25 protein-coding genes are annotated in these 25,801 nt (G+C 49.0%); 13 read left to right on the top strand and 12 right to left on the bottom strand.

What is annotated here, in order from left to right:
• Positions 1-3: 3 nt before the first annotated feature.
• Positions 4-2,007, top strand: a complete 2,004-nt coding sequence (locus tag M2404_RS18190; RefSeq protein WP_259241193.1) for a DNA topoisomerase III — start codon at positions 4-6, stop codon at positions 2,005-2,007.
• Positions 2,008-2,082: 75 nt separating this feature from the next.
• The gene (locus tag M2404_RS18185) at positions 2,083-2,859 is read left to right on the top strand and encodes a peptidylprolyl isomerase (RefSeq protein WP_259241191.1); all 777 of its coding nucleotides are present in this window, start codon (positions 2,083-2,085) and stop codon (positions 2,857-2,859) included.
• A 47-nt stretch (positions 2,860-2,906) separates the two neighbouring features.
• On the opposite strand, the gene M2404_RS18180 is transcribed toward M2404_RS18185, so the two are convergent.
• On the bottom strand, positions 2,907-3,329 hold the full coding sequence (locus M2404_RS18180) for a DUF3010 family protein (RefSeq protein ID WP_259241190.1): 423 nt from the start codon (positions 3,327-3,329) through the stop codon (positions 2,907-2,909).
• Between the two features lie 14 nt (positions 3,330-3,343).
• Entirely contained in the window at positions 3,344-3,706 is a 363-nt protein-coding gene (locus M2404_RS18175) for a hypothetical protein (protein ID WP_259241189.1), read from the bottom strand.
• 266 nt (positions 3,707-3,972) lie between these two features.
• Between M2404_RS18175 and ccoG the strand changes: the two genes are divergently transcribed.
• The 3 genes from ccoG to M2404_RS18160 are packed head-to-tail and all read left to right on the top strand — an operon-like array spanning position 3,973 to position 7,090.
• The gene (gene ccoG, locus M2404_RS18170) at positions 3,973-5,400 is read left to right on the top strand and encodes a cytochrome c oxidase accessory protein CcoG (RefSeq protein WP_259241188.1); all 1,428 of its coding nucleotides are present in this window, start codon (positions 3,973-3,975) and stop codon (positions 5,398-5,400) included.
• An 8-nt stretch (positions 5,401-5,408) separates the two neighbouring features.
• On the top strand, positions 5,409-6,404 hold the full coding sequence (locus M2404_RS18165) for a serine/threonine protein kinase (RefSeq protein WP_259241186.1): 996 nt from the start codon (positions 5,409-5,411) through the stop codon (positions 6,402-6,404).
• A 50-nt stretch (positions 6,405-6,454) separates the two neighbouring features.
• Positions 6,455-7,090, top strand: a complete 636-nt coding sequence (locus M2404_RS18160; protein ID WP_259241182.1) for a thiol:disulfide interchange protein DsbA/DsbL — start codon at positions 6,455-6,457, stop codon at positions 7,088-7,090.
• 48 nt (positions 7,091-7,138) lie between these two features.
• Here M2404_RS18160 and M2404_RS18155 read toward each other — a convergent pair whose 3' ends face one another.
• Positions 7,139-8,002, bottom strand: coding sequence for a DUF817 domain-containing protein (locus M2404_RS18155; protein WP_259241180.1), 864 nt, complete (start codon positions 8,000-8,002; stop codon positions 7,139-7,141).
• A gap of 101 nt (positions 8,003-8,103) precedes the next feature.
• Between M2404_RS18155 and M2404_RS18150 the strand changes: the two genes are divergently transcribed.
• Together M2404_RS18150 and M2404_RS18145 are read left to right on the top strand one after the other, a co-directional pair.
• The gene (locus M2404_RS18150; protein ID WP_405047796.1) at positions 8,104-8,643 is read left to right on the top strand and encodes a DUF6942 family protein; all 540 of its coding nucleotides are present in this window, start codon (positions 8,104-8,106) and stop codon (positions 8,641-8,643) included.
• Positions 8,636-9,103 (top strand): hypothetical protein, encoded by a 468-nt coding sequence (locus M2404_RS18145; RefSeq protein WP_259241176.1) that lies wholly within the window; start codon positions 8,636-8,638, stop codon positions 9,101-9,103. Before M2404_RS18150 ends, M2404_RS18145 begins: the two co-directional genes overlap by 8 nt.
• Before the next feature lie 45 nt (positions 9,104-9,148).
• Here M2404_RS18145 and M2404_RS18140 read toward each other — a convergent pair whose 3' ends face one another.
• From M2404_RS18140 to M2404_RS18120, 5 genes are all read right to left on the bottom strand, one after another.
• Positions 9,149-10,672 (bottom strand): PepSY-associated TM helix domain-containing protein, encoded by a 1,524-nt coding sequence (locus M2404_RS18140; protein WP_259241174.1) that lies wholly within the window; start codon positions 10,670-10,672, stop codon positions 9,149-9,151.
• Entirely contained in the window at positions 10,673-10,936 is a 264-nt protein-coding gene (locus tag M2404_RS18135) for a hypothetical protein (RefSeq protein WP_259241171.1), read from the bottom strand.
• The gene (locus M2404_RS18130; RefSeq protein ID WP_259241170.1) at positions 10,926-11,192 is read right to left on the bottom strand and encodes a hypothetical protein; all 267 of its coding nucleotides are present in this window, start codon (positions 11,190-11,192) and stop codon (positions 10,926-10,928) included. Before M2404_RS18130 ends, M2404_RS18135 begins: the two co-directional genes overlap by 11 nt.
• 13 nt (positions 11,193-11,205) lie before the next feature.
• Positions 11,206-13,479, bottom strand: a complete 2,274-nt coding sequence (locus tag M2404_RS18125; protein WP_259241168.1) for a TonB-dependent receptor — start codon at positions 13,477-13,479, stop codon at positions 11,206-11,208.
• Between the two features lie 182 nt (positions 13,480-13,661).
• Positions 13,662-14,048, bottom strand: a complete 387-nt coding sequence (locus tag M2404_RS18120; RefSeq protein WP_259241167.1) for a DUF4920 domain-containing protein — start codon at positions 14,046-14,048, stop codon at positions 13,662-13,664.
• Positions 14,049-14,205: 157 nt separating this feature from the next.
• Between M2404_RS18120 and M2404_RS18115 the strand changes: the two genes are divergently transcribed.
• The 5 genes from M2404_RS18115 to M2404_RS18095 all read left to right on the top strand — a co-directional run bounded on the left by M2404_RS18115 (position 14,206) and on the right by M2404_RS18095 (position 18,396).
• A complete protein-coding gene (locus M2404_RS18115; protein ID WP_259241166.1) occupies positions 14,206-14,595 on the top strand; it encodes a hypothetical protein in 390 nt (129 codons plus the stop codon).
• Positions 14,596-14,824: 229 nt separating this feature from the next.
• Positions 14,825-15,616 (top strand): putative porin, encoded by a 792-nt coding sequence (locus M2404_RS18110; RefSeq protein ID WP_259241165.1) that lies wholly within the window; start codon positions 14,825-14,827, stop codon positions 15,614-15,616.
• 119 nt (positions 15,617-15,735) lie between these two features.
• Positions 15,736-16,491 (top strand): HNH endonuclease, encoded by a 756-nt coding sequence (locus tag M2404_RS18105; protein WP_259241164.1) that lies wholly within the window; start codon positions 15,736-15,738, stop codon positions 16,489-16,491.
• Positions 16,492-16,591: 100 nt separating this feature from the next.
• Positions 16,592-17,920, top strand: a complete 1,329-nt coding sequence (locus M2404_RS18100; protein ID WP_259241162.1) for an ATP-binding protein — start codon at positions 16,592-16,594, stop codon at positions 17,918-17,920.
• Positions 17,921-17,934: 14 nt separating this feature from the next.
• The gene (locus M2404_RS18095; protein ID WP_259241160.1) at positions 17,935-18,396 is read left to right on the top strand and encodes a methyltransferase family protein; all 462 of its coding nucleotides are present in this window, start codon (positions 17,935-17,937) and stop codon (positions 18,394-18,396) included.
• Positions 18,397-18,409: 13 nt separating this feature from the next.
• Here the strand turns inward: M2404_RS18095 and M2404_RS18090 are convergent, their stop codons facing one another.
• The 4 genes from M2404_RS18090 to M2404_RS18075 form a co-directional block, all read right to left on the bottom strand.
• Positions 18,410-18,700, bottom strand: coding sequence for a helix-turn-helix domain-containing protein (locus M2404_RS18090; RefSeq protein WP_259241158.1), 291 nt, complete (start codon positions 18,698-18,700; stop codon positions 18,410-18,412).
• Positions 18,697-19,020 (bottom strand): type II toxin-antitoxin system RelE/ParE family toxin, encoded by a 324-nt coding sequence (locus M2404_RS18085; RefSeq protein WP_259241156.1) that lies wholly within the window; start codon positions 19,018-19,020, stop codon positions 18,697-18,699. The genes M2404_RS18090 and M2404_RS18085 overlap by 4 nt, the downstream gene beginning before the upstream one ends.
• A gap of 64 nt (positions 19,021-19,084) precedes the next feature.
• On the bottom strand, positions 19,085-21,907 hold the full coding sequence (gene uvrA / locus M2404_RS18080; RefSeq protein WP_259241155.1) for an excinuclease ABC subunit UvrA: 2,823 nt from the start codon (positions 21,905-21,907) through the stop codon (positions 19,085-19,087).
• 119 nt (positions 21,908-22,026) lie between these two features.
• The gene (locus tag M2404_RS18075; RefSeq protein ID WP_259241154.1) at positions 22,027-24,288 is read right to left on the bottom strand and encodes a TonB-dependent receptor; all 2,262 of its coding nucleotides are present in this window, start codon (positions 24,286-24,288) and stop codon (positions 22,027-22,029) included.
• A gap of 280 nt (positions 24,289-24,568) precedes the next feature.
• Between M2404_RS18075 and M2404_RS18070 the strand changes: the two genes are divergently transcribed.
• Complete coding sequence (locus M2404_RS18070; protein WP_259241153.1) at positions 24,569-25,600, top strand: LacI family DNA-binding transcriptional regulator; 1,032 nt, start codon at positions 24,569-24,571, stop codon at positions 25,598-25,600.
• Positions 25,601-25,801: the final 201 nt, after the last annotated feature.

Genomic DNA, 25,801 nt, shown 5'->3' with positions numbered 1-25,801 from the left:
GCTATGATCCTTTATATCGCAGAAAAACCCAGTTTAGGCAGGGCTATAGCCGCAGTATTGCCTAAACCACAACATAAAGATAACGGTTTTATCCGGTTGGCTAATGGCGATGTTGTCAGCTGGTGTGTCGGCCATTTACTGGAGCAGGCCGAGCCGGAAGATTATCACCCGGAGTATAAGCGCTGGCAAATTGCACAATTGCCGATAATTCCCGATAAGTGGCAGTTAAAAGTAAGAAAATCTGCCGCGAGCCAGTTAAGTATATTAACAAAGCTGATTAAGCAGGCCGATCAACTGGTGCATGCCGGCGATCCGGATCGCGAAGGCCAGTTGCTGGTAGACGAAGTATTGGCGTACTGTGGCGTTAGCGGTAGTAAACTGGCGGCAACACAGCGCCTGCTGATCAGTGATATGAATCCACCGGCAGTAAAGCGTGCGCTGTCACAACTACAATCAAACAAAGAGTTTGCTCCTTTATCCACTTCAGCGCTGGCGCGCAGCCGTGCCGATTGGCTGTATGGCCTGAATATGACACGGGCTTACACTTTGCAGGGGCAAAAAGCCGGTTATCAGGGCGTGTTGTCTGTTGGCCGGGTGCAAACGCCCTTACTAGGGCTGGTGGTAAGGCGGGATCAGGATATTGCTGATTTTGTCACAAAGCCGTTTTATCAGGTGCTGGCAGAGGTGGAAACCAGCGATAAGCAGCGTTTTAGCGCTATGTGGCAGCCCAGTGAGGCTTGTGCCCCCTGGCAGGATGAAGACGGCCGGATACTGTCAAAAGCGTTAGCAGAAAAGGTGCAGCAAAAAATTACCGGCCAACCGGCACTGGTAACGAAAGTTGAACAAAAAGAGCGTAAACAGCCGGCACCACTGCCTTATAACCTGTCGGCGTTGCAAATTGATGCTGCCAAACGTTACGGCATGACAGCACAGCAGGTGCTGGATAATTGCCAGCAGCTGTATGAGCGGCACAAGCTTATTACCTACCCACGCTCTGACAGCCGGCACTTGCCACGCGGGCAGCTAAGCCGTGCTGCTGCGGTAACCGGGGCTATCGCTGCCAATGATAACCAGCTTAGTGCGGCTGTGCAGCAGGCTGATATGACACTGGTAAGTAAAGCCTGGAATGACAGTAAAGTTGAAGCGCACCACGCTATTATCCCGACAGAAAAATGTCAGGCATTTTCTGGCTTAACTCAGGCAGAAAAACAGCTGTACTATCTGATTGCCCGCCAGTATCTGGCGCAGTTTTATCCAGCCTACTGCTATAACGAGGCAGTGGTTGAACTGACCATTGCCGGTGGGTTATTTCGTGCAAAAGCTAACACAGAGTTGTCTGCCGGTTGGAAGCAGTTATACCGCAGTGCTGCTAATCAGGAAACAAGCCAAAAAAACCAGCCAGACAATGAGTTGATCCTGCATAGCCTGCCGCAACTGCATAAGGGCCAGCAATTACATTGCTACGGCGCGCAGTTGCTGGAAAAACACACCCAGCCGCCACAACCTTTTACCGATGCCACTTTACTAGCGGCAATGACAGGTATCAGCCGTTATGTCAGTGATCCTGCTATTAAGGCAGTTTTGCGTGAGACCGACGGCCTGGGCACTGAGGCTACCCGTGCCGGTATTATTGAACTGTTGTTTAAGCGCGGCTTTTTGCAGCGCCAGGGTAAGCAAATTAGGGCTACTGATACTGGTAAAGCTTTAATTCAGGCTCTGCCGCTACAAGCAGGCTTGCCGGATATGACAGCCCGCTGGGAGGCGGAGCTAAGCCGCATTTGCCTGCGGGAAACCAGTTATCAGGCTTTTATGCAGCCATTGCAAACTGAGCTTGGCCTGCTTATTAGCCAGGCGGCATTGGTTACCCCTGCCGGTTTACCCAAAGGCAAAGCCCGGCGCTGGGGCCGCCCAAAAGCCGCTAAACACGCTGCTAATAGAGCCCCTAAACCAGCTGGTGGAAAAGCTGCAACTAACCGTAGGCCAAAGCCTGCTGTAGCGAAAGCGTAATTAATTGTTATCTGGCTGGATTTTGCCACTTTAACTGCCTTAAGCTGCAACGCAGTTAAAATGGAGAATCCTGTAATGAAACACAAGCTGATTAAAACCGCCGGGGCTGCTTTAGCCCTGCTTTGCAGTGCTGCTGGTAATGCCACTATTGTTGAAGTAACCACCAATATGGGCAAATTTGAAATTAATTTATTTGATGAGACTACGCCGGTAACCGTGCAGAACTTTCTTAGCTACGTTAATGCCGGGCGCTATAACGGCACTGTATTTCATCGTTCTGTACCGGGCTTTGTAGTTCAGGGCGGCGGTTTTACTTTCGATCAGCAGTTGCCATTAAAGGCTGTTGCCACTTTTTCACCTATTGTGAACGAGCCTAAATGGTCAAATGTGCGGGCTACAGTTGCTATGGCTAAGCAGTCTGGCAACCCAAACAGTGCAACTAACCAGTGGTTTGTTAATTTAGCCAATAACAGTGGTGGCTCACCGCAGTTGGATACACAGAACAGTGGTTTTACCGTATTTGGCCAGATTACGTCGCAGGATATGGAAGTAGTTGATGCTATTGCAGGATTGCAGCGTTTTGCATTTCCGGGGATCTCTGATTTACCATTACGTAATTACAGCAGCAGCGACAGAGACGATAATAAGCCTCTGGTGGCGTCTAATTTAGTAACAATTGAAAGCATCACTGTGGTTGATGCCCGCGTAAACACTGTTGCAGGCCTTAACCCGGTTGCTAATACTTCTGCTGGTGGTGGTAATAATAACGGTGACGGTGGCAGCTCAGGTAGTTTTGGCTGGTTAAGTTTACTTGCAGGTATGTTGCTGGTCGCCAGAAGGCGGCTGCGTTAACTGGCAGGCAGCGGGCACCGGTGTGCTGCCCGCTGATAGCAGTGCTGTTATTTAGCTAAAAAGGCGTAAGCGGTAAGAAAGGCGGTTTCCTGAAATACCTTTAAACCCGTGGCTTTAAAATCAACCGGTACCGGGTGGCGTTTTAGCTTCTCTTTCAGTTCAGTGGCGCTGATCAGGCTGCAATTGCAGCCAGGGATAAGCTGCAATGCGGCCTCAATTTTAAAACCTACTGCACCTCCGGCGAACTTACCTTTTTGTGGCCGCTCTTTTATAACCAACTGGGTTATCTGATAATCTTCGATAAACTTAGCGAAAGTAAACTGAAAGTGGCGCATTTGCTGCTGATCCTGATCTTTACTCAGTGCAAAGCGGTTTTGCCGGCAATCCGGTAAGTCGAACAGGCCATTTTTCAGGGTCATAAGGCAAATAATGGCTTCGCTGCCTTTAATTTCGATACCACAGGTGCGCATTGGCAATCCTCTGCTTAGGGTTTGGTCAGGTTGTGTATCTGGCTTTCAATTATTGCACAGCTTTGCTTTAACGGCTCACCATACAAAAATGGGTTAAAATCGCCATTTTTGCAGTAATTACGCTGAAATCTTAGCAAATTGTCGATGCTGCTACTGGCTTTATCCAGTTGTGTTTGCTGGCCTTCGCCCCATTGCTCAGACAATGCCAGCAATTGCTTACGTGTTGTGCGCAGTGCTGCTTCTTTGCTATCGCCGGTTATAGCGACTTTGTCTGCTATTAACGCAAATAGCTGGTCTTTATAGGGGCGGCTCAGGTTGTGATCAGAAAAAGTGATTATCAGCAGAATAACAACAAGCAGCCAAAACAACTTTTTCATCAGCTTCTACTCCGGTAAGCAATGGCGGCATTGTAACGGATAGTGCGGCGCGGCGCACGGGGCAGGTGTTAATATCTGTCAGCTGTATAGTAAGTTTACGCTTTAACCAACAGTTGTAAACCTGGTTGACGTTTTGCCGTGTTGTTTCAGGCCAGATGCAGCTAAAATGCTGCAGGCACAGATATTGCTTTGTTTCATGTCAAAAAATCAGCCGGGCAAACTGTTATACTTGGCAACTGGCGCAACATGCAGTAACGGGGTTTTCCTTGGATCAGCAAAAAATAGACATTAGAAATATTCCGGTTCACGTTGAAGTTCATAAGCCGGATAACAGCCATAGCGGGCATTATAACCCGCGTGACCGCATTTATGTGCGGGCAGTAAAAGGCCTGCATCAGGCTATACGGCGCTATATGGGTTTTGTGTTTATGGGGCTGTTTATGGTATTGCCCTGGCTGCAGTATGACGGCCACCAGGCTATATTGCTGGATATTACCGAGCAGAAGTTTAATATTTTTGTCCTGACGTTATGGCCGCAGGATTTCACCATTCTGGCGTGGCTGTTTATTATTGCTGCTTATGCATTGTTTTTTGTTACCGCGTTTTATGGCCGGGTATGGTGCGGTTACTTATGCCCGCAATCGGTATGGACCTTTATTTTTATCTGGTTTGAAGAGAAAATTCAGGGTACCCGTAACCAGCGCATTAAGCTGGATAACGATGCCTGGTCTGCCAGCAAGTTTTTCAAAAAAGCCGCTACGCATTTCTGTTGGCTGGCATTCGCCCTGCTTACTGCACTGATTTTTGTCGGCTATTTTACTCCTGTCGGGCCGCTGTTTATTCAGTTTTTTACCTTTGAAGCCAGCTTCTGGGCGGTAGTTTCGGTGCTGTTTTTTACCCTGTGTACCTACGGTAATGCCGGCTGGATGCGCGAAATTATGTGTACTCACATATGCCCTTATGCCCGGTTTCAGTCGGCAATGTTTGATAAAGACACTTTTACCGTGACCTATGATGAAAAGCGCGGCGAAAACCGCGGCCCACGTAGCCGTAAAGATAAAGACTACAAAGAAAAAGGCCTGGGTGACTGTATTGACTGTAACCTGTGTGTGCAGGTATGCCCAACCGGCATAGATATTCGCAACGGCCTGCAGTACGAGTGTATTAACTGCGGCGCCTGTATCGATGCCTGTGACGACACCATGAGCAAAATGGGCTACCCGCCCGGGCTTATCAGCTACACCACCGAACATAGCTTAAACGGCAAACCCACCAAGGTACTGCGGCCCAAACTGCTGGGCTATATGCTGGTGCTGGTAGCCGTATGTGCGGCCTTTGCCTGGACACTGTACAGCCGGGTACCGCTGGAGATGAACATTATCCGCGACCGTGGCGAGCTGTACCGCGAAACAAACGAAGGCCTGATTGAAAATACCTACACGCTGAGTATTTCTAATAAGTCGCAGCATACGGTGCAGTTTGATCTTAGCGTTGCCGGCAGTGAAAGTTTTACCTGGATTGGTCCGCAACACGTTAGTATCAGTGCCGGTGAAACCCGCAGTGTGCCGGTAAGTTTGGCATTAGACCCCTACAGCACAGATCAGCGTAGCCTGGATATCCGCTTTACTGTGCAGCAGGCAGATAACCCGGATATTAAACTGGCTCAGTCCACCACCTTTTTTGTTGGCCGCTAAGGAGCCTTATGACGGCCTTTGATTTTTCTACCTTACAGCCGGATCTGATTATTGATGCCTTGCAGCAGTTGGGGCTGGATGTCAGTTCTGGCTTGTCGGCACTGAATAGTTATGAGAACCGTGTGTATCAGTTCAGCGCCTACCGCGGAGAGGCATTAAAGCCGGAAAAGTTTGTCGTAAAATTTTACCGGCCACAGCGCTGGAGCGCAGAGCAACTGCAGGAAGAGCACGACTTTGCCTTTGAGCTGGCCGCGGCTGATATTCCGGTGGTTGCGCCGGTAAAAGTAAATGGGCAGTCATTGCTGCAGTATGGTGGTTATTATTTTGCTTTGTTTCCAAGCCGCGGTGGCCGTACGCTGGAAATTGATAACGATGAACAGCTGGCCATGCTGGGGCGTTTTCTTGGTCGTTTGCATCAGGTTGGTAAAGTAAAACCTTTTAGCTATCGCCCGGCTTTTAGCGTTGAAAGCCATCTGCTGCAAAGCCGCGAGCTGCTTAGCGCCTTGCCGTTTATTCCGTCTTATCTGCGGGCGGCGTTTGACACTGCGCTGGATCAGGTTATTACGCTTTGTGTTAAGCAGTACAAACCCGGCAGCCTGATACGGCTGCATGGTGATTGCCATGCCGGTAATTTGTTTTATGTTGACCAGGGGCCGTTTTTTGTTGATCTGGACGATTGCCGCAGTGGCCCGGCGATCCAGGATATCTGGATGATGTTGTCCGGTGACCGCCAGCAACAGCGTGATACGCTGGAGCTGATGCTGGAAGAATACGAGCAGTACTGTGAATTTGACCCCGCCGAGCTTAAATTAATTGAACCCCTGCGAGCCATGCGTATGGTGCATTACATGGCCTGGCTGGCCCGGCGTTGGCAGGACCCGGCGTTTCCGATGAACTTTCCGTGGTTTGCCACAGACAAATACTGGGAGCAACAATGTCTGGCATTAAAAGAACAACTTTATCTGTTGCAACAAGCACCACTTTCGCTAGTGCCAGACTACTGAGTTTTTGTTAAGCTGTGTTCCATCTGGTCTATTAAAGGACATCCTCCAAAATGAAAAAGCTGTTATCTGTAATTGTGTTAACACTACTGCTGCCTTTTGCTGCCCAGGCCAAGTTTGAACAGGGCAAGCATTATGACGTTATCTCTGAGCAAAAAACCGCCAAGCCGGAAGTAAAAGAGTATTTTTCGTTTTACTGCGGCGGTTGTAATGCGTTTGAACCGATAGCGCAGAACATTGCTAAAAAGCTGCCCGGGGATACTGAATTTAAAAAAGTGCACGTTGACTTTATCCGTGCGGCTTCACCAGAGTTACAAAATACGCTGGCCCGTGCTTACGTGGTAGCAAAAAGCCAGGGTAAAGGTGATCAGGTTGCCAGTGCCATTTTTAACCAGATCCACCGTAACCGTGCGCCGTTTTCCAATGAAAACGAGATCCGCAGTCTGGTGTTAATTCACGATATTGACGCCGACACCTATGATAAAGCGATGAAAAGCTTTGCCGTACGTGGCGCGGTTAATCAGATGAAAAAAGAGCAGGATGAGCTATCTGAAAAACGTATTTTAACCGGCGTGCCTATGCTGGTAGTAAACGGTAAGTACAAAATTAATAATGCCGCGCTGGATTCGCGTAATTATGAAAAAGAAATGCAGGAACTGATTAGCTTCCTGCTGCAAAAAGACGCTTAAGTATTTTTATCACAGAGGGGCTGCCAGAGGCGGCCCTTTTTTATGGTGTTAGCGTGGTACATCAATACGTTGTTTTACGTATTTTAGCTGCGCCACTATGGTAAAGGTCATGATCACCAGTAGTGACCACGAGCTCCACTTACCTAAATGCACTACCGACCAGGCACCTAACTGATTAGGGTAACTCCACAGCCCCATAAAAGTACTGATATTTTCCGCCAGCCAGATAAAGAAACCCACCAGCACAAAGCCCAGTAACAGCGGCATACTGCGCTCACGATCCAGCGGCGTAAAGTACACTACTGTGCGGGCATAAAGCCCCAGTGTGGCCGCGGCGATATACCAGCGGTAATCACCAATATAGTGGTGACTAAAAAAATTAGCGTATATCAGCAGGGCCACCAGCACCGCCATCCAGTAAGGCGGATGGTGTGCAACCCTTTGCTGCATTAAACGCCAGCTCTGAATAATATAACTGCCGACGGCGGCATACATAAAACCGGCAAACAGTGGCACGCCAAATACCTTAGTGTAAGCAAAATCGGGGTAACTCCAGGATTGAATCGTGCCCGAGGTTTTAAATACCTCCAGGGCAAAACCAACCAGGTGGAACAAACAAATCGCTTTTAGCTCATCGACGGTTTCCAGTTTGCTCCACACCATCCAATACTGAATTAACAGCGCCAGAATAAGCAAGACATCATAGCGGGGTATACCCAGCAGACCGGCGCGTGGCACCAGCAGCACCGAAGCAAAAAACAACGCCACAAATAAACAGGCCCGTGCCTGCTTTAAACCAAAAAACCAGAATTCCCAGCAAAAGCGGCGAAAGCCGTTGGTATTGGCTGGCGGGGTAACCTGCATTAACCAAACGTCGAGCCGGTTAACAGCAGTAACAGAAAAAGATGACATAGGCAGTCCCTGGCAAAGTAACAGCTAAAATTAGCCTGCTACCACACTACAGGCAAGAGCTTATGCTAAAGTAGCTTCCTGAATAAAAGCTGAGCAAGGCTATGAAATCCCTACCTATATCAGCCGCGGGCTTTGGTGATGCAACCGCCGGCATCCGAGTATATATTGCCAACCGGCCGCCCATGGCTGAGTATGCTGACTTAGTGACAATACAGCCGTTGCACAGCGGCGAAACAGAGCTAATCAACCGTGCCTGCGGCAATGGCTGGCGCAAGGTATTTAATGTGTATGCCAAGCTATTGTTTGCGCTGGATACTAAGCTGTTTGCCTTTACACAGCAAGCCGCTACCTGGCAGCAATACCGTGAGCAGTGCTTATTGCAGGCCGGCAGCAATACTGCGCTGGTTTTCAGCACACCTGATCTTCAGCCGGCCAAAGAAACAGTGCATATTATCGCCGGCCGTACCCACGCCAAAGTTTTGCTGGAAGCCGGTTTAGCGGTTCAGTTTAGTTGGCTGAATAACGAATTTGCCGTGGATAAACACAACCGGGTGTTAGTATGCCCTTACTTTGACTACCGGCAACTTAATAACGAAAAGCTGGCTTTTTTAGCCCGGTTGATAAAGGCATTGGATGAATAACCCGCATTTACTGACACAATTACAGCAACTTTGCGTTGTACTGCAGCCTTTTCAGTTTGGAATTGGCGGCAGTTGCCTGTTATGGCAATTGGGGTTGGAAACTGAACCGAATGATATTGATATTGTCTGCACACAAAGTGACTATGAGCTGATATGTCAGACGCTGCAGCCGCAGTTTTCGCTGAAGATAACACCGGCGCACCCGGATTATGCCTCTGCACATTTTGCCCGTTTTTGCCGGGATGGCTGGCCCGATATTGATGTTATGGCCGGTATAGCAATAAAGAGGGGCGGGGTAATCACCCGCTGGCAATTTCAACCACAGCGTTGTCACTGGCAAGACGGCATTTGTTGGATGCCGCCGGCCGACTGGCTGCAATTGTATCAGCTGTTTAACCGGCCACAGCGGGTAGCGCAGCTTAAAGCTTACTTGCTGCAGTTAACAGCAAAAAGTATTTAAGCTGATACGCTTTGGCTTTGCCATACGCTTAGCTAAGGTTTTTAGCTATTTTGCCCAGATACTGTTATCAGCTTTGCCCGCCCGCTTTTGAGCAGCGCGAGCCAGTAACCAAAACAATACTGCCAGTAGTATTGCTGCACCTTCTACCATAAAGCGCAAGACGTTGCCGTCTGATAAAGCTGTTAGGAAAAACTGACCACTGTGGTACCAGGCTGCAAAAGGTATTAGCAAGGTTAACAGTGCCGTTAAATACAATAATTCTGCACCGGCTTTAGCTGGCTGGCGCAGAAAAGCCCAACCTGACGCTGCAAAAAACACACTGAAGTACACGGTTTTATGCCAGGGTTCTGCCAGCAATATACCGGCGATAAACAACGCTGAAATACCGGCCATCGCGCCCAAACATACGCCAAGTGTAAGTGAGGCCATCAGCCTTATTTTGGCCGGTTGCGTGGTGCCGTTGCGCCGACGCACTTCCAGCCACAGCAGGTTGCCGGTGTAAAACAGCAAAGCGCCTGCCAGGCCTAAGATAAAATACAACCACTTGGAGGTATAGCCGGCAAAATCACCATAATGCAGGTTTTGTAAACCACGCAGAAAAGTTGTTCCCGGACGGAACTGCTCTGGTGTTTGTATTCCCAACAGTTCACCGCTGCTGCTGTTTAACACCACTACCGCCCTTTGCGTAAGCGTTGGTGATGGCAAATCGCCATAGACGGTAACCGTGCCGTTGGCATCGCCGGCATCATGGTAAAACAGCATCTCAGCCTGCATTTCAGGCACGTGTTGCGCAGCCATGGCCAGCAAAGTGTGTGGTGGTAACAACGGGGCAGCAATACCGGCAGGCTCAACATGGGCGACTACATCGAAGTCGGGCTCCAGTATTTGCATTAGTTTGCCGTCAAACACTACAAACTGAAACGGCGCCAGCATTAAGAAACCGATGGTTAGCACTGCGCCGCTCCAGGCAAAAATAATATGAAACGGCAGCGACAGTACGCCAATAAGATTATGGGCATCCTGCCACAGCCGTTTGGTGCTCTGGGTTAACCGTAGCGCAAACAAATCTTTAATAAATACCGGTGCGTAAATAACTACGCCACTGACCAGCGCCAGGCCATATAAAATACAGACCAAACCAAACAGGTACAAACCGGCCTGACGCGGCAAGCCAGCCGTAAAATGCAGATCATAAATCAGGCTGATAAAATCCCGCCGGGCGGTGTGCTGTTGCAGTTGCTGCTGGCTGTCGGCAACAAATTTGTATTGGGTGGCGGTGTCGCTGTCATACCAGAGCAGCGCCAGATCGGCACCATGTGCGCCCGGCAGCATCAGGTTAAAACCATGTGCCGCTTCCGGGTGTTGCTGCAGTACCTGCTCAATAAGTGGCTGAGCCTGCTGCAGCGATACGGCTGATGCTGAAGGCTGAATGGTGGCATGCCACTGTTGTAGTTCGTGCACAAATACTGATATTGCACCGGCATAAAATGCAATAAACAGCAGTAAGCCGGTAAGCAGGCCGGTCCAGGTGTGCAGATTGCGGAATGTTTTTTGAGTTATAACCTTCATTTATACCGCCGTGCCGGTTGTTTTTAGCAGCCATAATGCGGCATAACTGAGGATGGTTAAGCTGCTTACCACCAGCCATAATCGTTTTCCGCTGCGGCTTAAGTACATTAGCGCCATTACAGCCACCCACAACGGAAAAGTAAGCAATAACCACATCAAAACAGCCTGCTGTGCGGTACCGGGAAATAACAACGCCAGTATGCCAACCCAGGCAATAGTAAGTGGCAAACCGAACAATGCGGCTGCCCAATGTTTAGCTGCCATACTTAGCCTGTTTAAATAATGCAATTAACGGTAGCAACAGCCAAACCAGCATTAACCAGGTTAATGCCAGATAACAGGCCGGCCAGAAACCATAGTGAGGTATTAGCAGCAGTACGCCAGCCAGCAGGCTGCCAATAGTAATACTCAGCAGCCATACCGTTGTGGGTTTGCGGTGTATCAATTGCTGTTGTGGTGCCAGCATATACACCGCCAGGGCAGTGATACTGAGACAGATTAAGGCCAGCAGTAACGTCATAATGCAGTTGCCACTACCATTGCCATTGCACACCGGCACCAATGACTCTTGGTGCGCCAAGGATCGCCACCGGCTCATCAGGCCAGCGGTACTGCTGATAGCCTTTATCAAACAGGTTATTGATAAACAGATAAGCAGACCAGTTGGTTTGATCGTAACTTAGCCGGGCATTAAACAGTGTTCTGGATGACAGCCACAGCGTACTGTCGCGTGGGCCGGTACTGACTTTACTACGAAAGTTACCATTTACATTCAGTGCCCAGTTATCTGCCAGGTACCAGTTTACCCCTGCTGCTGCGGTATGACGCGGTGCGTAAGCAAAAGGCTGCCCGGAAAAGTTGCTGATAATAGCGTCTGTTATAGTATCGAACTCGTCGTACTGGGTTTTCGAATAGGCATAAGAGCCATACCAGTCGAGCTGGTTATTCAGCCGCTGGCGCAGCTCGAACTCTGAACCATACAAATGTGACTTACCGGCATTAACGGTGTGGCTGTCGAAGTTATTAATACCAAAATTGGCTATAACCTGCTTATCTGTCCAGTCGATGTAATACAGGTTGCTGTTAATGGTCAGGTTTTGATCGGGCCAGTTACTGCGCCAGGCCAGTTCATAGTTAGTGGTGTATTCCGGTTCATAGGCAAACACTTCGCCGCGGGCAATATTGTAAGAGCTGCCACCCGAGCGGTAACCACGCTGTACCGTAAATGCCAGAGATTGCTCCGGGTGATAAGACCAGCGCACGCCCAGTTTGGGCAAAAATGCAGTAAAGTCGCGGCTGCTGGCCGGTGCATTGCTGCTGGCGTCATCTACCATGGCTAATACAGCAGCGTTTACCCCACTGAATATTGTATGTAATGCCGAACCCGGCTGGCCGTAATTAGCCGGGTTTGGCAGTGTGCCGGCAAATACAGCCGTGGTATCTGACTGGTAATCATATTGCTCTTTATCCAGCCGGGCACCGGCAAGCAGGGCCCATTGCGCCGATAACTGGTATTCACCATCAAAAAACACTGCCAGATTCTCCGATTGGGTCGGGGCTTTGCTCTGGTAGTCTACCGGGATCAGTGGCAGTTCACTGGCGTACAGCGCTGCCAATTGTGCTGCAGTAGTGCTGTCCAGGCCATTACCCTGCAATACCGCACTGATTGTTCCTACCGGAGTAATGACATTGCTCAGGGTGGTAGTCAGGGTATCGTTTTCCCGCTTCGACCAGTAGCCGCCAACCAACCCCTGTAGTTTATCGCCGCTAAAATGCAGCCGCAGCTCCTGAGACAAGGTATCGTGCAACCCGGTGACATTACCGAAAGAGGTATTTTGCTCGGTTTGATCGGTATCATAAGTGCGGCTTACGTTAGAGCGGCTTTTCGCAGTAACAGCAGATAATGCCCACTGTTCGCTGAGCTGGTAGTCCAGTTCCAGCGTAGTGATATCCGTTACAATATCGGTACTGCCTTTGGCGTCAGACTTGTTGATACGGTCATCATAATAATTGCCAGCGCTAATATCGCTGTAGACATACATATAGGGGCCGTCGCGGTCATCGCGCATATGGCTTAATCTGGCGGTAAACCCCGGCAAGGCTGACGGGGTCCACAATAACTTAATGCGTCCCTGCAGGGAGTCAACCGCATCTTCCGGCTCGTTGCGGGTAACATTATGTACAAAGCCATCAAAGTCCCGCTTTTCCAGTGCGACCCTAAAGGCCAGTTCATCCTTTATTAACGGGCCACCGCCGGCAACAGCGATACGGCGATCTGAAGGATCAGACCACTGCACTCTGGCTTTGCCGGTCCAGTCCATTGTCGGTTCTGCTGAACGCATAATAATAGCGCCGGCCAGTGCATTCTCGCCCTGAATGGTAGACTGTGGGCCACGCATAACCTCTACCTGGGCAATATCCCATAAATCAGTCGGGCCGGAATCACTGATCTGGCTGGACAATGCTGCACCGTCCAGATAAATAGTAGCCAGTGGGTTAGAGGCACCGGCTTCGTCTGCTATACCACGGATAGTAAAACCCCGGCTGCCATACATGGCCGAGACGTTGGCGGTGCGGTTTAAGATATCGTCCAGGCTTTGCAGGTTTTCCTGCTCAATTCTCAATGCGGTGGTTACCGCAACACTGCTGGAGGTGTCCTGCAATGAGCGATCGGTTTTTTCGCCACGTACAGTAATGGTTTCAATCTGGCTTTCTTGCAGTGGTGGCTGCTGAGCCTGTGCGGCTAATGGCAGGCTCAGGCAGGCCATTAAAACAGAAAGGTTAAAGCGTTTAATTGGTACTGGCATTTTATTTCCACGCGCAGGCAAGCTGTTTTTTTACAAAGGCTAACGCTAATGATAATAAATCTCAATAACAATTTGTTGTTGCAGTCTAAATTTTTCGCCTGAAACACGCCTGATAATATTTATACGTGTAGCAGCGGTTAAATGCGGTTAAATAAAGGGGGCATGTCAGTATGCCCACTTTGTTAATCGGCTATTTCTACTGCTGTAGGGTAAAGCTGGTATGCGTCGGGTTCATCTTCACCTTGTGGCCACAACCGCACAGTGCCGGTGGCGTAAGCGGTTTTGCCTTTTGCGCTTAGCGGAAACACCATATCGCCATCGCGTACTTTAATGCGGAACGGCCCCTGGTTACTGCTGGCAGTAAACTTCATCCAGCAGCCTTGTTTGCTGCATACCGAGTCTATCTTACCGCTGATTGTAACCACTTTATCCAGATAGCCCGCAGGCTGCACCAGCAATTGCTCAATCGGTATTACCGCCGTTTTATCAACTGCAGCACCAAATAGTGTGCTGGCCTGAGCAGTAAATACCAAGCCTGCAATAGTCACTGCCAATAGTGTTTTTAACATAGTTATTCTCCCTGTCAGATGCCGTATTCTGGCGCAATAGTTTAGAAAAGCAAATGGATAAATAATAATTGAAAATTTGTGAATTTAATATTTCTGCAAGCCGGGTTTTGCGCTATAACTGGCATCGGCTTTACCATCACGAAGGGGCAAACTGGTAATGCGGGTATTTATATTATGCAGCTTATCGTTATGGCTACTGGCCTGTGGCAGCCAGCAACAGTCTTTTGATTCTAACCGAATCAGCTCGCTGTATATTGCCGACTTTGTTTCAGATGCGCCAGAGCAATGCCGGCCATCGGATGTTGATCTTAGCAATATAGAAGTAATGCAGTTTTTTCAGCAGGCTCGTGAAGTAGAGCATAAAACCTTACACGACCATTATAATTATGCGCCCTGCGCTATTGAAGGCACTCTAAAGTACCAGCAGCAAAGCTGTAACTGGCAGGTACGGGCTGGCGCAACCGGACATATTCAGTGTGGTGATATGTATCGTTATTTTGCCTGTGACGATTGTGATGTACTGTTCAAAACGGCTGAAACCAAATAGTAAGCAGTGCTGTGCAATACCAGTGAAACAATAACGGCATAATTTTTTGCACTGCGCCTTTTTGCTTTTACCGCCTGAATAGTAATGAGTTTGGTTAGTTTATTTATGACAACGCTTAAAAAGTAAACATTTAGATTGTTTTGTGAATTTAATTTGAATTTGTGTTTTACATTTGTATTTCCCGCCGTTAGTATGCGCGCCGCAATTACCAACTTAGGGAATGAAAACAATGACGTTAAAGTATGTATTACCTGTTATCGCACTGGCCGCTTCTGCAGCTGTATCTGCAGAAGAATATCAGTTATTCACCGCTTTGAATGCACACCATGTACGCGTTAGCGGCGACAGTGATAATTTATGGTCTGTAAATGGCACTTACTTCTTTGATAAAAAACAAACCTTAGGCCCGCTGGATCAGTTTGAATATATTAATAAAGTCACTAATGTAAATGCAGCATTCAGTCGCTTTGATGGCGATAACTTCTGGGCTGTTGGCGGTGAGTATTTTGCTGACAACAATCTTGTTTTCTCTGCCCGCTTTACTGAAAATGCCGACTTCCATACTACATCTGTTGGTATCGGCTATCTGATTTCAAAAGACTTTATTGTCCGCGCACAAGTTGCAAAACCTGAAGAAGGCAGCACGTCTTACCTATTCTCAGCAAGTTACAACCATCAGTTACAGGGCAACGATTATGTTGGTTTTACTGCCCATACTGATGATGAGTTTGATCAATATGGTATCAGCAGTAAATATTTCGCCAGCCTGGGCGCTGACCGTTTTATTGCTTTAGGTGCATCACTGAAAGAAGAATTCGATCGCTCAAGCTGGGCGGTTGATGCTGATTACTACTTCAGCAAAATGACCTCAGTTGGCGTGTCTTACGACAAAGTTGACAACTACGGTCTGACAGCCAAGCACTTCTTTAACCGCAGCTGGGCATTAGAAGCTGGTTTTGGCAGTAATGCCGATACTTCAGATACTAAAGTTTACAGCTTAGGCGTTATCGGCCAGTTCTAAATTTCCCTGGTAGCTACACTAGCGTTTTTTGGGGCAACAATTGTTGCCCCTTTTTTATTATCTATTTCAGTGACATTATGTTGTTTAAACACAAATATTCAGGCATTTCGGAATAGAACATGGCGTTATCAGGCTGGACAAGACAGCAAAGTTTAGTGGCTTTTAGCCTGTATTGCCGCTTATCTTTTGGCCGCTTTCATATGCGTAATCCTGAAATTATTCAGTATGCAAATTTGATTGGCCGCACACCTTCAGCGTTGGCAATGAAGCTATCCAATATTGCCAGCTTAGACCCTGCCATCACCTCTACGGGACGCTCGGGTTTAAGCGGTGCATCTAGTGCGGATAAAGCAATGTGGCAAGAAATGCAGCAAGATTGGGCTACTTTTTCTATTGCGATGGCGCAAGCAGAGCAGGAACTTTGTACAACGAGCTTGCCAACTGCCATCGACGGGCCCAGCAACCGAACCACCTCAAAAATAGCCGAAGTGAAAGTACGAATTGGCCAGCAGTTCTTTCGCGATGCGGTGTTAAGTGCTTACAATCAGCGTTGCTGTATTAGTGGCTTAGCTAACACCAAATTATTGGTAGCCAGCCATATAGTGCCGTGGCGTGAAGACGAACATAACAGGTTAAATCCGCATAATGGTTTAGCGCTATCGGCACTGCATGACAAAGCCTTCGATTTGGGTGTGATCACCATTGATGAGGATTATCGGGTAGTAGTGTCTAACCAAAACACGGATACAAATGACCTGTTTTTTAATACGGCGATTGCTAGTTTTCATGGCAGGCCTATAGCGCTGCCAGAAAAGTTTTACCCAGCAGCACAGTTTTTAGCCTTTCATCGCGAGCATATTTTTCAGCAAGCCTGATGGTGTGTCTCACTTTTATGCGCATAAAAGTGTGGGTTTGTTTGTTTTTATGCGCATAAAAGTGTAGTGTTGCGCAAGATGAAGGTGTTTAGGTGGTGCTATGGAGCGCGATTTATTAACAGAACTGCTTAGCTGGAAGGCAAAGCCTGAGCGGAAACCCCTGCTGGTTGACGGTGCCAGGCAAACCGGTAAAACCTATTTACTGCAAGTGCTATTGGGCCAGCAGTTTTCGCAGGTATTGCGGATTGATTTTCTTGAGTCGCCACAAATGCAGGACGCCTTTGCCGGCTCGTTGGCCCCAGGCGATGTGCTGAGCAATATCGAGCTATTAACAGGGCAGCGTTTTAATATTGAAACCGACCTGCTGATCCTCGATGAAATTGGTGAATGTCCCCGTGCGGTAACGGCATTAAAGTACTTTGCCGAGCAAACCCCGCAGGCTTTTATTGCTGCCAGTGGCTCTAATATCGGCTTGCTGAATACTTTCCCGGTAGGCAAGGTTGAGCAATATAATTTACGGCCATTAACTTTTCGCGAGTTCTTACTGGCCTCTGGCGAGGCTGTGTTGCTAAACGCTTATGATGCTGGGCAAAACTCAGCTGCAGCCCACACTAAGTTGTTTGATAAACTGACCGATTATTACTTTACCGGCGGTATGCCAGAGGCTGTCAGCCTGTGGTTTAAACTGGCGGAGCAAAGCATTCTTGAGCGGGTAAAAGCGGTATCGCAGGTGCATGCTGATTTACTGGCTGGTTATGTGCGGGATTTTGGCAAATATTCCGGTAAGGTTGATGCCGGCCTTATTGAATCTGTGTTTACCGCCGTGCCGGCTCAGCTTGCTGCTGTGCTGGACGAGTCGGTTAAACGCTTTAAGTTTAAGCAGGTGCATGAGCGCAAATCGCGCTATCAGGAGCTGGAAAACGGTATTGTCTGGCTGGAAAAGTGTCGGCTGATCTTAAAAAACTATCCTGTCGAAGGCACACCGCGCAGCCCGTTAGCTGCCTATAAAAAAGACAATATGGTTAAGTTGTTTTTGTTTGATGTTGGCCTGCTTAACCATATGCTGGGTGTTAGCTATCTTGAGATTAAGCAGCAAAATTATGACTACAAGGGTTATATAGCAGAAAATTTTGTCCAGCAGGAGCTGGCCGCGCTGGGCGTTGATCCTACGTTTTCCTGGAGCGATGCCCGTGCTGAGATAGAATTTATTCTGGCTGATGGCGCCGGCAATATCATACCGCTGGAAGTAAAAAGTGGTAAGCGTACCAAGGCCAGGTCACTGCAGTCCTATATTGAAAAGTGCAACCCGGTTAAAACCATTAAACTGACCGGTACTCAGGGCTCAGGGCCGCTTGAGCAACAGCATCTGGTTTATCCGCTGTATTACACCGCGCATGCTGTACGCAAACACCTGTTGTCGTTAGCATAAAGCAGGACGAATTTATGAAGGCACTAGAACTTAAAATTCCGCCGCTTGTGTTGGTGGTGCTATTTGCTTTAGCAATGTGCTTGCTGGCGCAGCTTTTACCGCCTTGGGCGTTGCCGGAGGTTTGGCGGCTGATATTGGCCAGTAGTTTTGCAGTTGCTGGCGTTGTAGTTGCACTGTGGGGCGTATTGGCATTTCACCGGGCGAATACCACGGTAGATCCGCGCGTGCCGCAGCAAACATCCAGCCTGGTGGCGCGGGGTATTTATCGTTACAGCCGCAACCCTATGTATTTAGGCTTCTTACTGTTACTGGCGGCACTGGCCTGTTACTTAATGGGCGCGGCAGCGTTGCTGTTGCTGCCGCTGTTTGTGTTGTATATGAACCGGTTTCAGATTGTGCCGGAAGAGCGCTATTTGCTGCAGAAGTTTGGCGCTGAGTATCAGGCTTACTCCACGCAGGTAAGGCGCTGGTTGTAGAGCTAAGTTTAAGTTAGTGATTGTGGCTTTGGGTTTTTAGCGGCTTAATGGTCAACTCAAAGCCGCAGGCATGAGCATACTTTAATAACGTAGACCAGCTGGGGTTAGCGTTGCCACGCTCTAAACGGCTGATATTGCTTTTCTGAGTTTGCATTTTCTCCGCGACCTGTGCCTGGGTAAGTCCTGCCTCAGTGCGCATAGACAGTAGCTGGTCAATAAAGGCAAATTCATTTTCCAGTAGTTCATACTCAGCTTTAACTGCCGGGTTGGCTAAAGCGCGTTGCTTAAACTTTTGCAGACTCATAATTTTTGCACCTCTTGTTGTCGCTGCCGGGCCAGTTCCAGATCCGCCTTTGGTGTTTTCTGCGACTTTTTGATAAAGGCATGTAATACGTATATGTGTTTACCCTGCAAATAACAGAATAATCCCCGGCCAATACCTTCCTGTGCTTTGGCCCTGATCTCGAATAAACCACCACCCACAGCATCAGTATGCGGCGGGCCTAAATTTGCGCCATGCCGCTCCATCAGTTCAAGCAACTTAAGCATTCTTGCCTGGATCTTCGGTGGCATGGCCAGAATTTGTTCATCTACTCCTTTGTAAAAGTCGACTTTCCAGTTCATAGATGACCCGTTAGTTGCTTTATATGATAACTCCCTGCCGCTGTGTTGTCGAATTATTGCTCTACTAATTTAACAACGGCTTTAAGTAATGCCCGGTATAGGACTTATCACAAGCGACTACCTGCTCTGGCGTACCGGCAATTAGTATTTCACCGCCGCCGCTGCCGCCTTCGGGGCCTAAGTCTACTATCCAGTCGGCGGTTTTTATTACGTCCAGATTATGCTCGATCACCACTATGGTATTGCCGTGATCGCGCAGCCGGTGCAGTACGTTCAGCAATTGCTGAATATCGTAAAAATGCAGGCCGGTGGTGGGTTCATCCAGAATATACAGCGTTTTGCCGGTGTCGCGTTTGCTTAGCTCACGTGCCAGTTTTACCCGTTGTGCTTCGCCACCCGATAGCGTGGTGGCTGATTGCCCCAGTTTGATATAGCTTAAGCCCACATCCATCAGGGTTTGCAGTTTACGGTTAATTGCCGGTATGGCTTCAAAGTAGGCCAGCGCGTCTTCGACTGTCATATCCAGCACTTCATGGATATTTTGGCCTTTGTATTTTATCTCCAGCGTTTCGCGGTTGTAGCGTTTGCCCTTACAGACATCGCAAGGCACGTACACATCGGGTAAAAAGTGCATTTCTACCTTAATCACACCGTCGCCCTGGCAAGCCTCACAGCGGCCGCCTTTAACGTTAAAACTAAAACGGCCCACCAGATAACCGCGTGAGCGTGCTTCCTGAGTACCGGCAAACAGCTCGCGCACGGCGGTAAAAATACCGGTGTAAGTAGCGGCATTGGAGCGTGGTGTACGGCCGATAGGGCTCTGATCAATATCAATAACCTTATCAAAGTGATCCAGGCCTTTAATTTCGCGATGTGGTGCCGGATCATCGCCCTCGCCTTTGTTCAGTACCCGGTGCGCCACGCGGAATAGTGTGTCGTTGATCAGGGTAGATTTACCCGAGCCGGATACACCGGTGATGCAAGTCATCAGGCCAAACGGAATAGCAATATCAACATCTTTTAAGTTATTGCCAGTTGCGCCAACTACCTGCAACCATTTTTTGCCTGGTTTATGGCGTTTTTTCGGTACCTCTATTTTGCGTGTACCGGATAAATACTGGCCGGTCAGCGATTCCGGCGCGGCCATAACCTGCTCCAGCGTACCCTGGGCTACAATACTACCGCCATGTACACCGGCACCGGGGCCGATATCAATAATATGATCGGCCAAGCGTACGGCATCTTCATCGTGCTCTACAACGATTACGGTATTACCTAAATCACGCAGGTGGCGCAGCGTGCCAAGCAGGCGATCATTATCGCGCTGGTGCAAGCCAATAGAGGGTTCATCCAGTACATACATTACGCCAACCAGACCGGCGCCAATCTGGCTGGCCAGACGGATACGCTGTGCTTCACCGCCGGATAAGGTTTCGGCACTGCGCGATAAGTTAAGGTAGTTAAGGCCAACGTTAACCAAAAAGCTTAAGCGGTCCTGAATTTCTTTTAGTACTTTTTCGGCAATTTGTGCGCGCTGGCCGCTAAGGGCCAGTTGCTGGAAAAATGCCATACAATCGCCGATAGACAGCTCGACAATTTGCGGCAGGTTAGTCTGGCCGATAAACACATGGCGGGCTTCTTCGCGTAAACGGGTACCGTTACAGCTGGGGCAGGCCTGATGCGCCAGATACTTGCTCAGCTCTTCGCGTACAGCGTTAGATTCGGTTTCGCGGTAGCGCCGCTCCATATTTGGTAAAATACCTTCAAACGGATGGCTGCGCTGCACTATATCGCCACGATCGTTCAGGTATTTAAAATCTATTACCGTTTTGCCACTGCCGTGTAAAATTGCGTCTTGCTGGAGTTTGGTCAGGCTGTTAAAGGGCACATCCAGCGCAAAACCGTAATGCTCGGCCAGTGATTTCAGCATCTGAAAATAATAAAAATTACGCTTATCCCAACCCCTTATAGCCCCGCCAGCCAGGCTAAGCTCGTCGCTGACAATGACTTTATTGCGGTCAAAGTACTGCTTCATACCCAAGCCATCACAGCTGGGGCAGGCACCGGCCGGATTGTTAAATGAAAATAACCGCGGCTCCAGCTCTACCATCGAATAGCCGCAGCTTGGGCAGGCAAAGTTGGCAGAAAACACCAGTTCGGCGGCGTTTGGCTCGTCCATCAGTGCTACTTTGGCCACACCTCCGGATAATGCCAGCGCGGTTTCAAAGGACTCAGCCAGCCGGGTTTTTACATCATCGCGCACTTTAATGCGGTCGATGACTACTTCAATAGTGTGCTTTTTATGTAAGTCGAGCGTTGGCGGGTCAGATAAGTCACATACTTCGCCGTCGATACGGGCGCGGATATAACCCTGGGCGGCTAAGGTTTCCAGCGTTTTTACGTGTTCGCCTTTGCGATCCTGCACCACTGGCGCTAACACCATTAATTTGGTGCCTTCGGGGAAGGCGGTAACTTTATCGACCATTTCGCTGATGGTTTGTGCCGCCAGCGGTAAATCATGCGTGGGGCAGCGCGGCTCGCCAACGCGGGCAAACAACAGCCGCAGGTAGTCATAAATTTCGGTAATGGTGCCAACGGTTGAGCGTGGGTTATGCGAAGTGGACTTTTGCTCAATCGAAATGGCCGGTGATAAACCTTCGATATGGTCAACATCGGGCTTTTCCATCAAGCTTAAAAACTGCCGTGCGTAAGCGGATAACGACTCAACATAACGGCGCTGACCTTCAGCATACAGCGTATCAAATGCCAGCGACGACTTGCCGGAGCCGGATAAACCGGTGATCACAATTAACTTATCGCGTGGAATGGTTAGCGAAATATTTTTCAGGTTATGGGTACGGGCCCCGCGAATATCGATTTTGTCCATTGTGGTTTCCGGTTATCAGCAGTGAAGGCATTAAAACTGTACAAATATACACTATGTGGGGCAAAAAAAAAGCCTCCGCACTAAGCGGAGGCAATACGGGTGAAGCAAGGGAGTGGATGTTAAAAGGTGTAGCTGATACTAAAATCGATACTGCGCGGCATAATATAGCGGCCGTTTGGGCTGCCTGCGCTGCGTGGATCGCCTTCGGTAATACCGTCTTTATCGGTCAGGTTGGCTACCGACAACTGCGCTTTTAGCTGTTGGGTAATATCCAGCTGTACGCCCAGGTCAATTTTATTGTAACCATCCAGCTTCACACTATTGGCATTGTCACCGTAACGATCCGCTACCGATGATAAAGTGCCGTATACCGTGGCGTACATATCGCCTACATCAAAGCCATAGCTTGGTGTTATCCGCAGCATCCATTCCGGCTGGCGGATAGCCTGATTACCCACTACCAGCGGATCCGGGTGGTTGGTAATTTCGGTGTCCTGCACGGTGGCGTTCAGGTTTATTGCAAAGCCATTATCAGCGCGGTAGTTGGCGTCAAACTCAATACCCACAGCTTCAGTGGTTAACACTTCGGCCGGGGCTCCGGGGCGGGAAACAAACAGCTCGCCGTCAACTTCGTTGTAAAAGGCTGTCAGATACATGCTGTAATTCTGTTCAGCCCATTTATAACCCAGCTCATATTGGGTTACTTCTTTAATCAGCTTGTCGCCACTTTCGACGGCGTCCCAATTATCGCGGAAGTCATCAAAAAACGGCATTTTATTGCCTTTATTCACCCGGGCGAACATACCCATATTGCTCTGCCACATCCAGTTTACGCCGGCTGTCCAGGCGGTTTTGCTTTCGTCGTAATTTACGGCTTTGCTGATATCGCCGGTTAAGCCTTCATCAACCACATAAGTAATTTTATGGTTTTCGCGCCGGGCGCCTACATCTACCCGCCATTGTTCGTTTAACTGATATTCTACTGCAGCATAAAAGGCGCTGGTATCGCCATCGCCGGTGGCATCGATATCGTAGTTCCAGCTGCAGCTTGCCAGGGTGTCGTTACAATCAATGCCACGGAGTTCTTCACCGCCTTTTTCAACCACAAACCAGGATTGATTACCGATAGACCACCAGTCTTGCACTGAGAAGTTGGTGGCGTAGTAACCCAGGGTAAATACGGCGTTGTCGGTAGTTTTGCTGAAAGACAAATCGTTGGTAAAAGCTTCAATATCTTTTAGCACCACCCAGCGGCCAATTTGCTGTACTACGGTGTCGTTATCATAAGTGGTGCCAGTGGTAACGCCGGTTACCGGGCCATTAATACCCTCTACATTACCCAGCGTGGTAGCACCGCCCTCCGGCACCAGGCCAAAGGTATTGGCTTCGCCTTCAATATGGCTAAAGCGGTACATTAAGCGCCAGCTGTCGGTTAAGTCTAAATCGACGGTACCGCCGGTAATGCCGCCGTTCCAGCCACGGCCGTCGCCAAAGTCATAACTTTTTTGCTCGTTATCCGGGCCATAGGCTATACGGCCTAAGCGGTTATTGGGGCCAATCTGGCTGTATTTGTTATCTACTCCGGGGGCGTTCAGTGCTACCGGTAAATGCCATACACCGTGATCGTCTGTCTGGCGGGTGTATACATTAATACTGCCATTATCCAGCTCTTTGGTGACATTAATAGTAAACTGATGGCCTTTTTCTGAGTTAAAACCGGTTTCGCGCGGACCTTCTGAGCTGCTGATATAACCGCCGGCCATGACATACAGCCGATCAGCAATTTCACCGCTAACCACACCATCTACCCGACGCAGGCCATAGCTGGAGGTAGAAAACTTCACTAAGCCTTCGGTAACTTCACTGCCTTCTTTTAACAGAAAGTTAGTGGTTAAGCCCGGCTGACCATTTGACAGTACCGGCGTTGAACCACCCCGCAGTGCTTCCATAAAATGTACGGTTTCATCGAGGCGGAAAATAGACGAGTTTTCTAAAAAAGATAACGTCGGCGGCGGAAAAATTGGTGCGCCGTTTAGTTGTATGGTTAAAAACGGTGCGTCGCCAGTGCTGGGAAAGCCGCGTACAAAAACGTTGGCCCCGGCAATGCCGCCTGAGCTTTCTGCCCATACGCCAGGTACTACAGTAAACAGCTCTGCGGTGCTTTTTGGTGCCAGCCTGCCGATATTTTCGGCCGACACGTTGGTAATGGCATAACTGGTATCAACTTTAAAACCAGACATACCGCTGGCTTTACCGGTAACAACAATTTGTTCTATGTCACCCTGGCTTTCGGTTGTGGCGTCTGTAGTGGTTTGTGCGATAAGGGGCATACTGCAAACCAGCGCCAGAGCGGCGCTGATCTTGTTGAGTCTGGCTACCATGTATTGTTCTCCTGCTATCCTGTCGATGATTACACTGGCTGGTTTTTGCTCGCTTTTAAGCGCTGCTTTAGTCGATATAATGCCGTGCGGATTTAAACATAGGACATATTGCAATCGATTGCAATATGCTTAATGCTGTTTTTGCATACGATTGCAAAACAAATTTGTCCGCTATATATAGAAAATATGCCACCAGCTTGCCTGCGGCGTTGCGACACTGCACTGCTTAAGGCATTATTGATCGCACAACAGGACAAAGCAGTAAATCCAGGCAGGTAAAGTGACCATTAAACCGGCAAAAACCATGACCTTATCTGATATTGCCCGGCTGGCCGGGGTGTCGGAGTCTACCGCGTCGCGCGCTTTGCGCGATAATCCGGTAATTAATGCGCAAACCCGGCAGAAAGTGCAGCAAATTGCCGCTGATCATCAGTTTAAGGTGAATGCCACAGCCCGTAGCCTGCGTACGCAAAAAAGCCACACTATTGCCGTCATTATTCTGTTTGACGCTAAAACCCAGCAGGCTATTACGGATCCGTTTTTGTTGGATATTCTGGGGGTGATAGCCGACGAGTTAACACGCCAGGGCTACGACATGCTGCTAAGTACCAGTAAAACCACTGATAAAGACTGGCGTAGTTACTACTTTGATTCAAAACGTGCCGATGGCCTGATTGTTATCGGCCAGGGCGAACACGACGAGCGGGTAGAACAGCTCAGTAACGCCGGTGTGCCCTTTGTAGTGTGGGGCGCCGCTACCGGCACAGAGCATTTTCCGGTAATTGGCTCCGATAACCGCCAGGGTGCACAACTAGCGGTTACCCATTTGCTAACGCAGGGCTGCAAGCGTATCGCTTTTTTAGGTGATATCCGCCATAGCGAAATTGAAATGCGTTATCTGGGGTATCAGGATGCGCTGCAAGCTGCTGGTATTAAGCCAGAGGCTAAATTACAGCTTAATACCGATTTTACTGCCCAGGCCGGTTATTTACAGACACAGCAGGCGCTGTTTAGTGAACTTGGCAGCCTGGACGGCATTTTCGCTGCCAGTGATGCTATTGCCATGGGCGCAATGAAAGCACTGCTGGAGCATGGCATTAAAGTGCCACAGCAACTGGCGCTGGTGGGTTTTGATGATATTGCGATGTCGGCCTACTGCACCCCATCGCTGACTACAGTAAAGCAGGACACCCATGCCGGTGGTAAATTGCTGGTAGCGCAGTTGCTTAGCCGGATTAACGGCGGCAAAGCCGCATCGCAGCTGTTGCCGGTGAAGCTAATTGAGCGGCAGTCAAGTTTGCGGGGAAACTAAGCTTTTCCTCACAGACTGTAATGCCAGATAGAACTGCTAAACTTTGTCGTGGCTTGCGTTTATTGAACGCCAAACCTGCTGACGGAGCAATCTGCTTGTCCTCACAGACTGTGATGCCAGATGGGGCGACACAGAGTGTCTGAGCCCTGCCGTAGGCAAAAGGGCGAGTTGCTGTGGCGAGCCCAGCGGGTATTACAGTCT

The organism is Rheinheimera pacifica (assembly GCF_024809855.1).
GTDB classification, from domain to species: domain Bacteria; phylum Pseudomonadota; class Gammaproteobacteria; order Enterobacterales; family Alteromonadaceae; genus Alishewanella; species Alishewanella pacifica_A.
The sequence above is the reverse complement of the archived record's forward strand: the minus strand, read 5'-3'. Positions and strand labels throughout refer to the sequence as shown.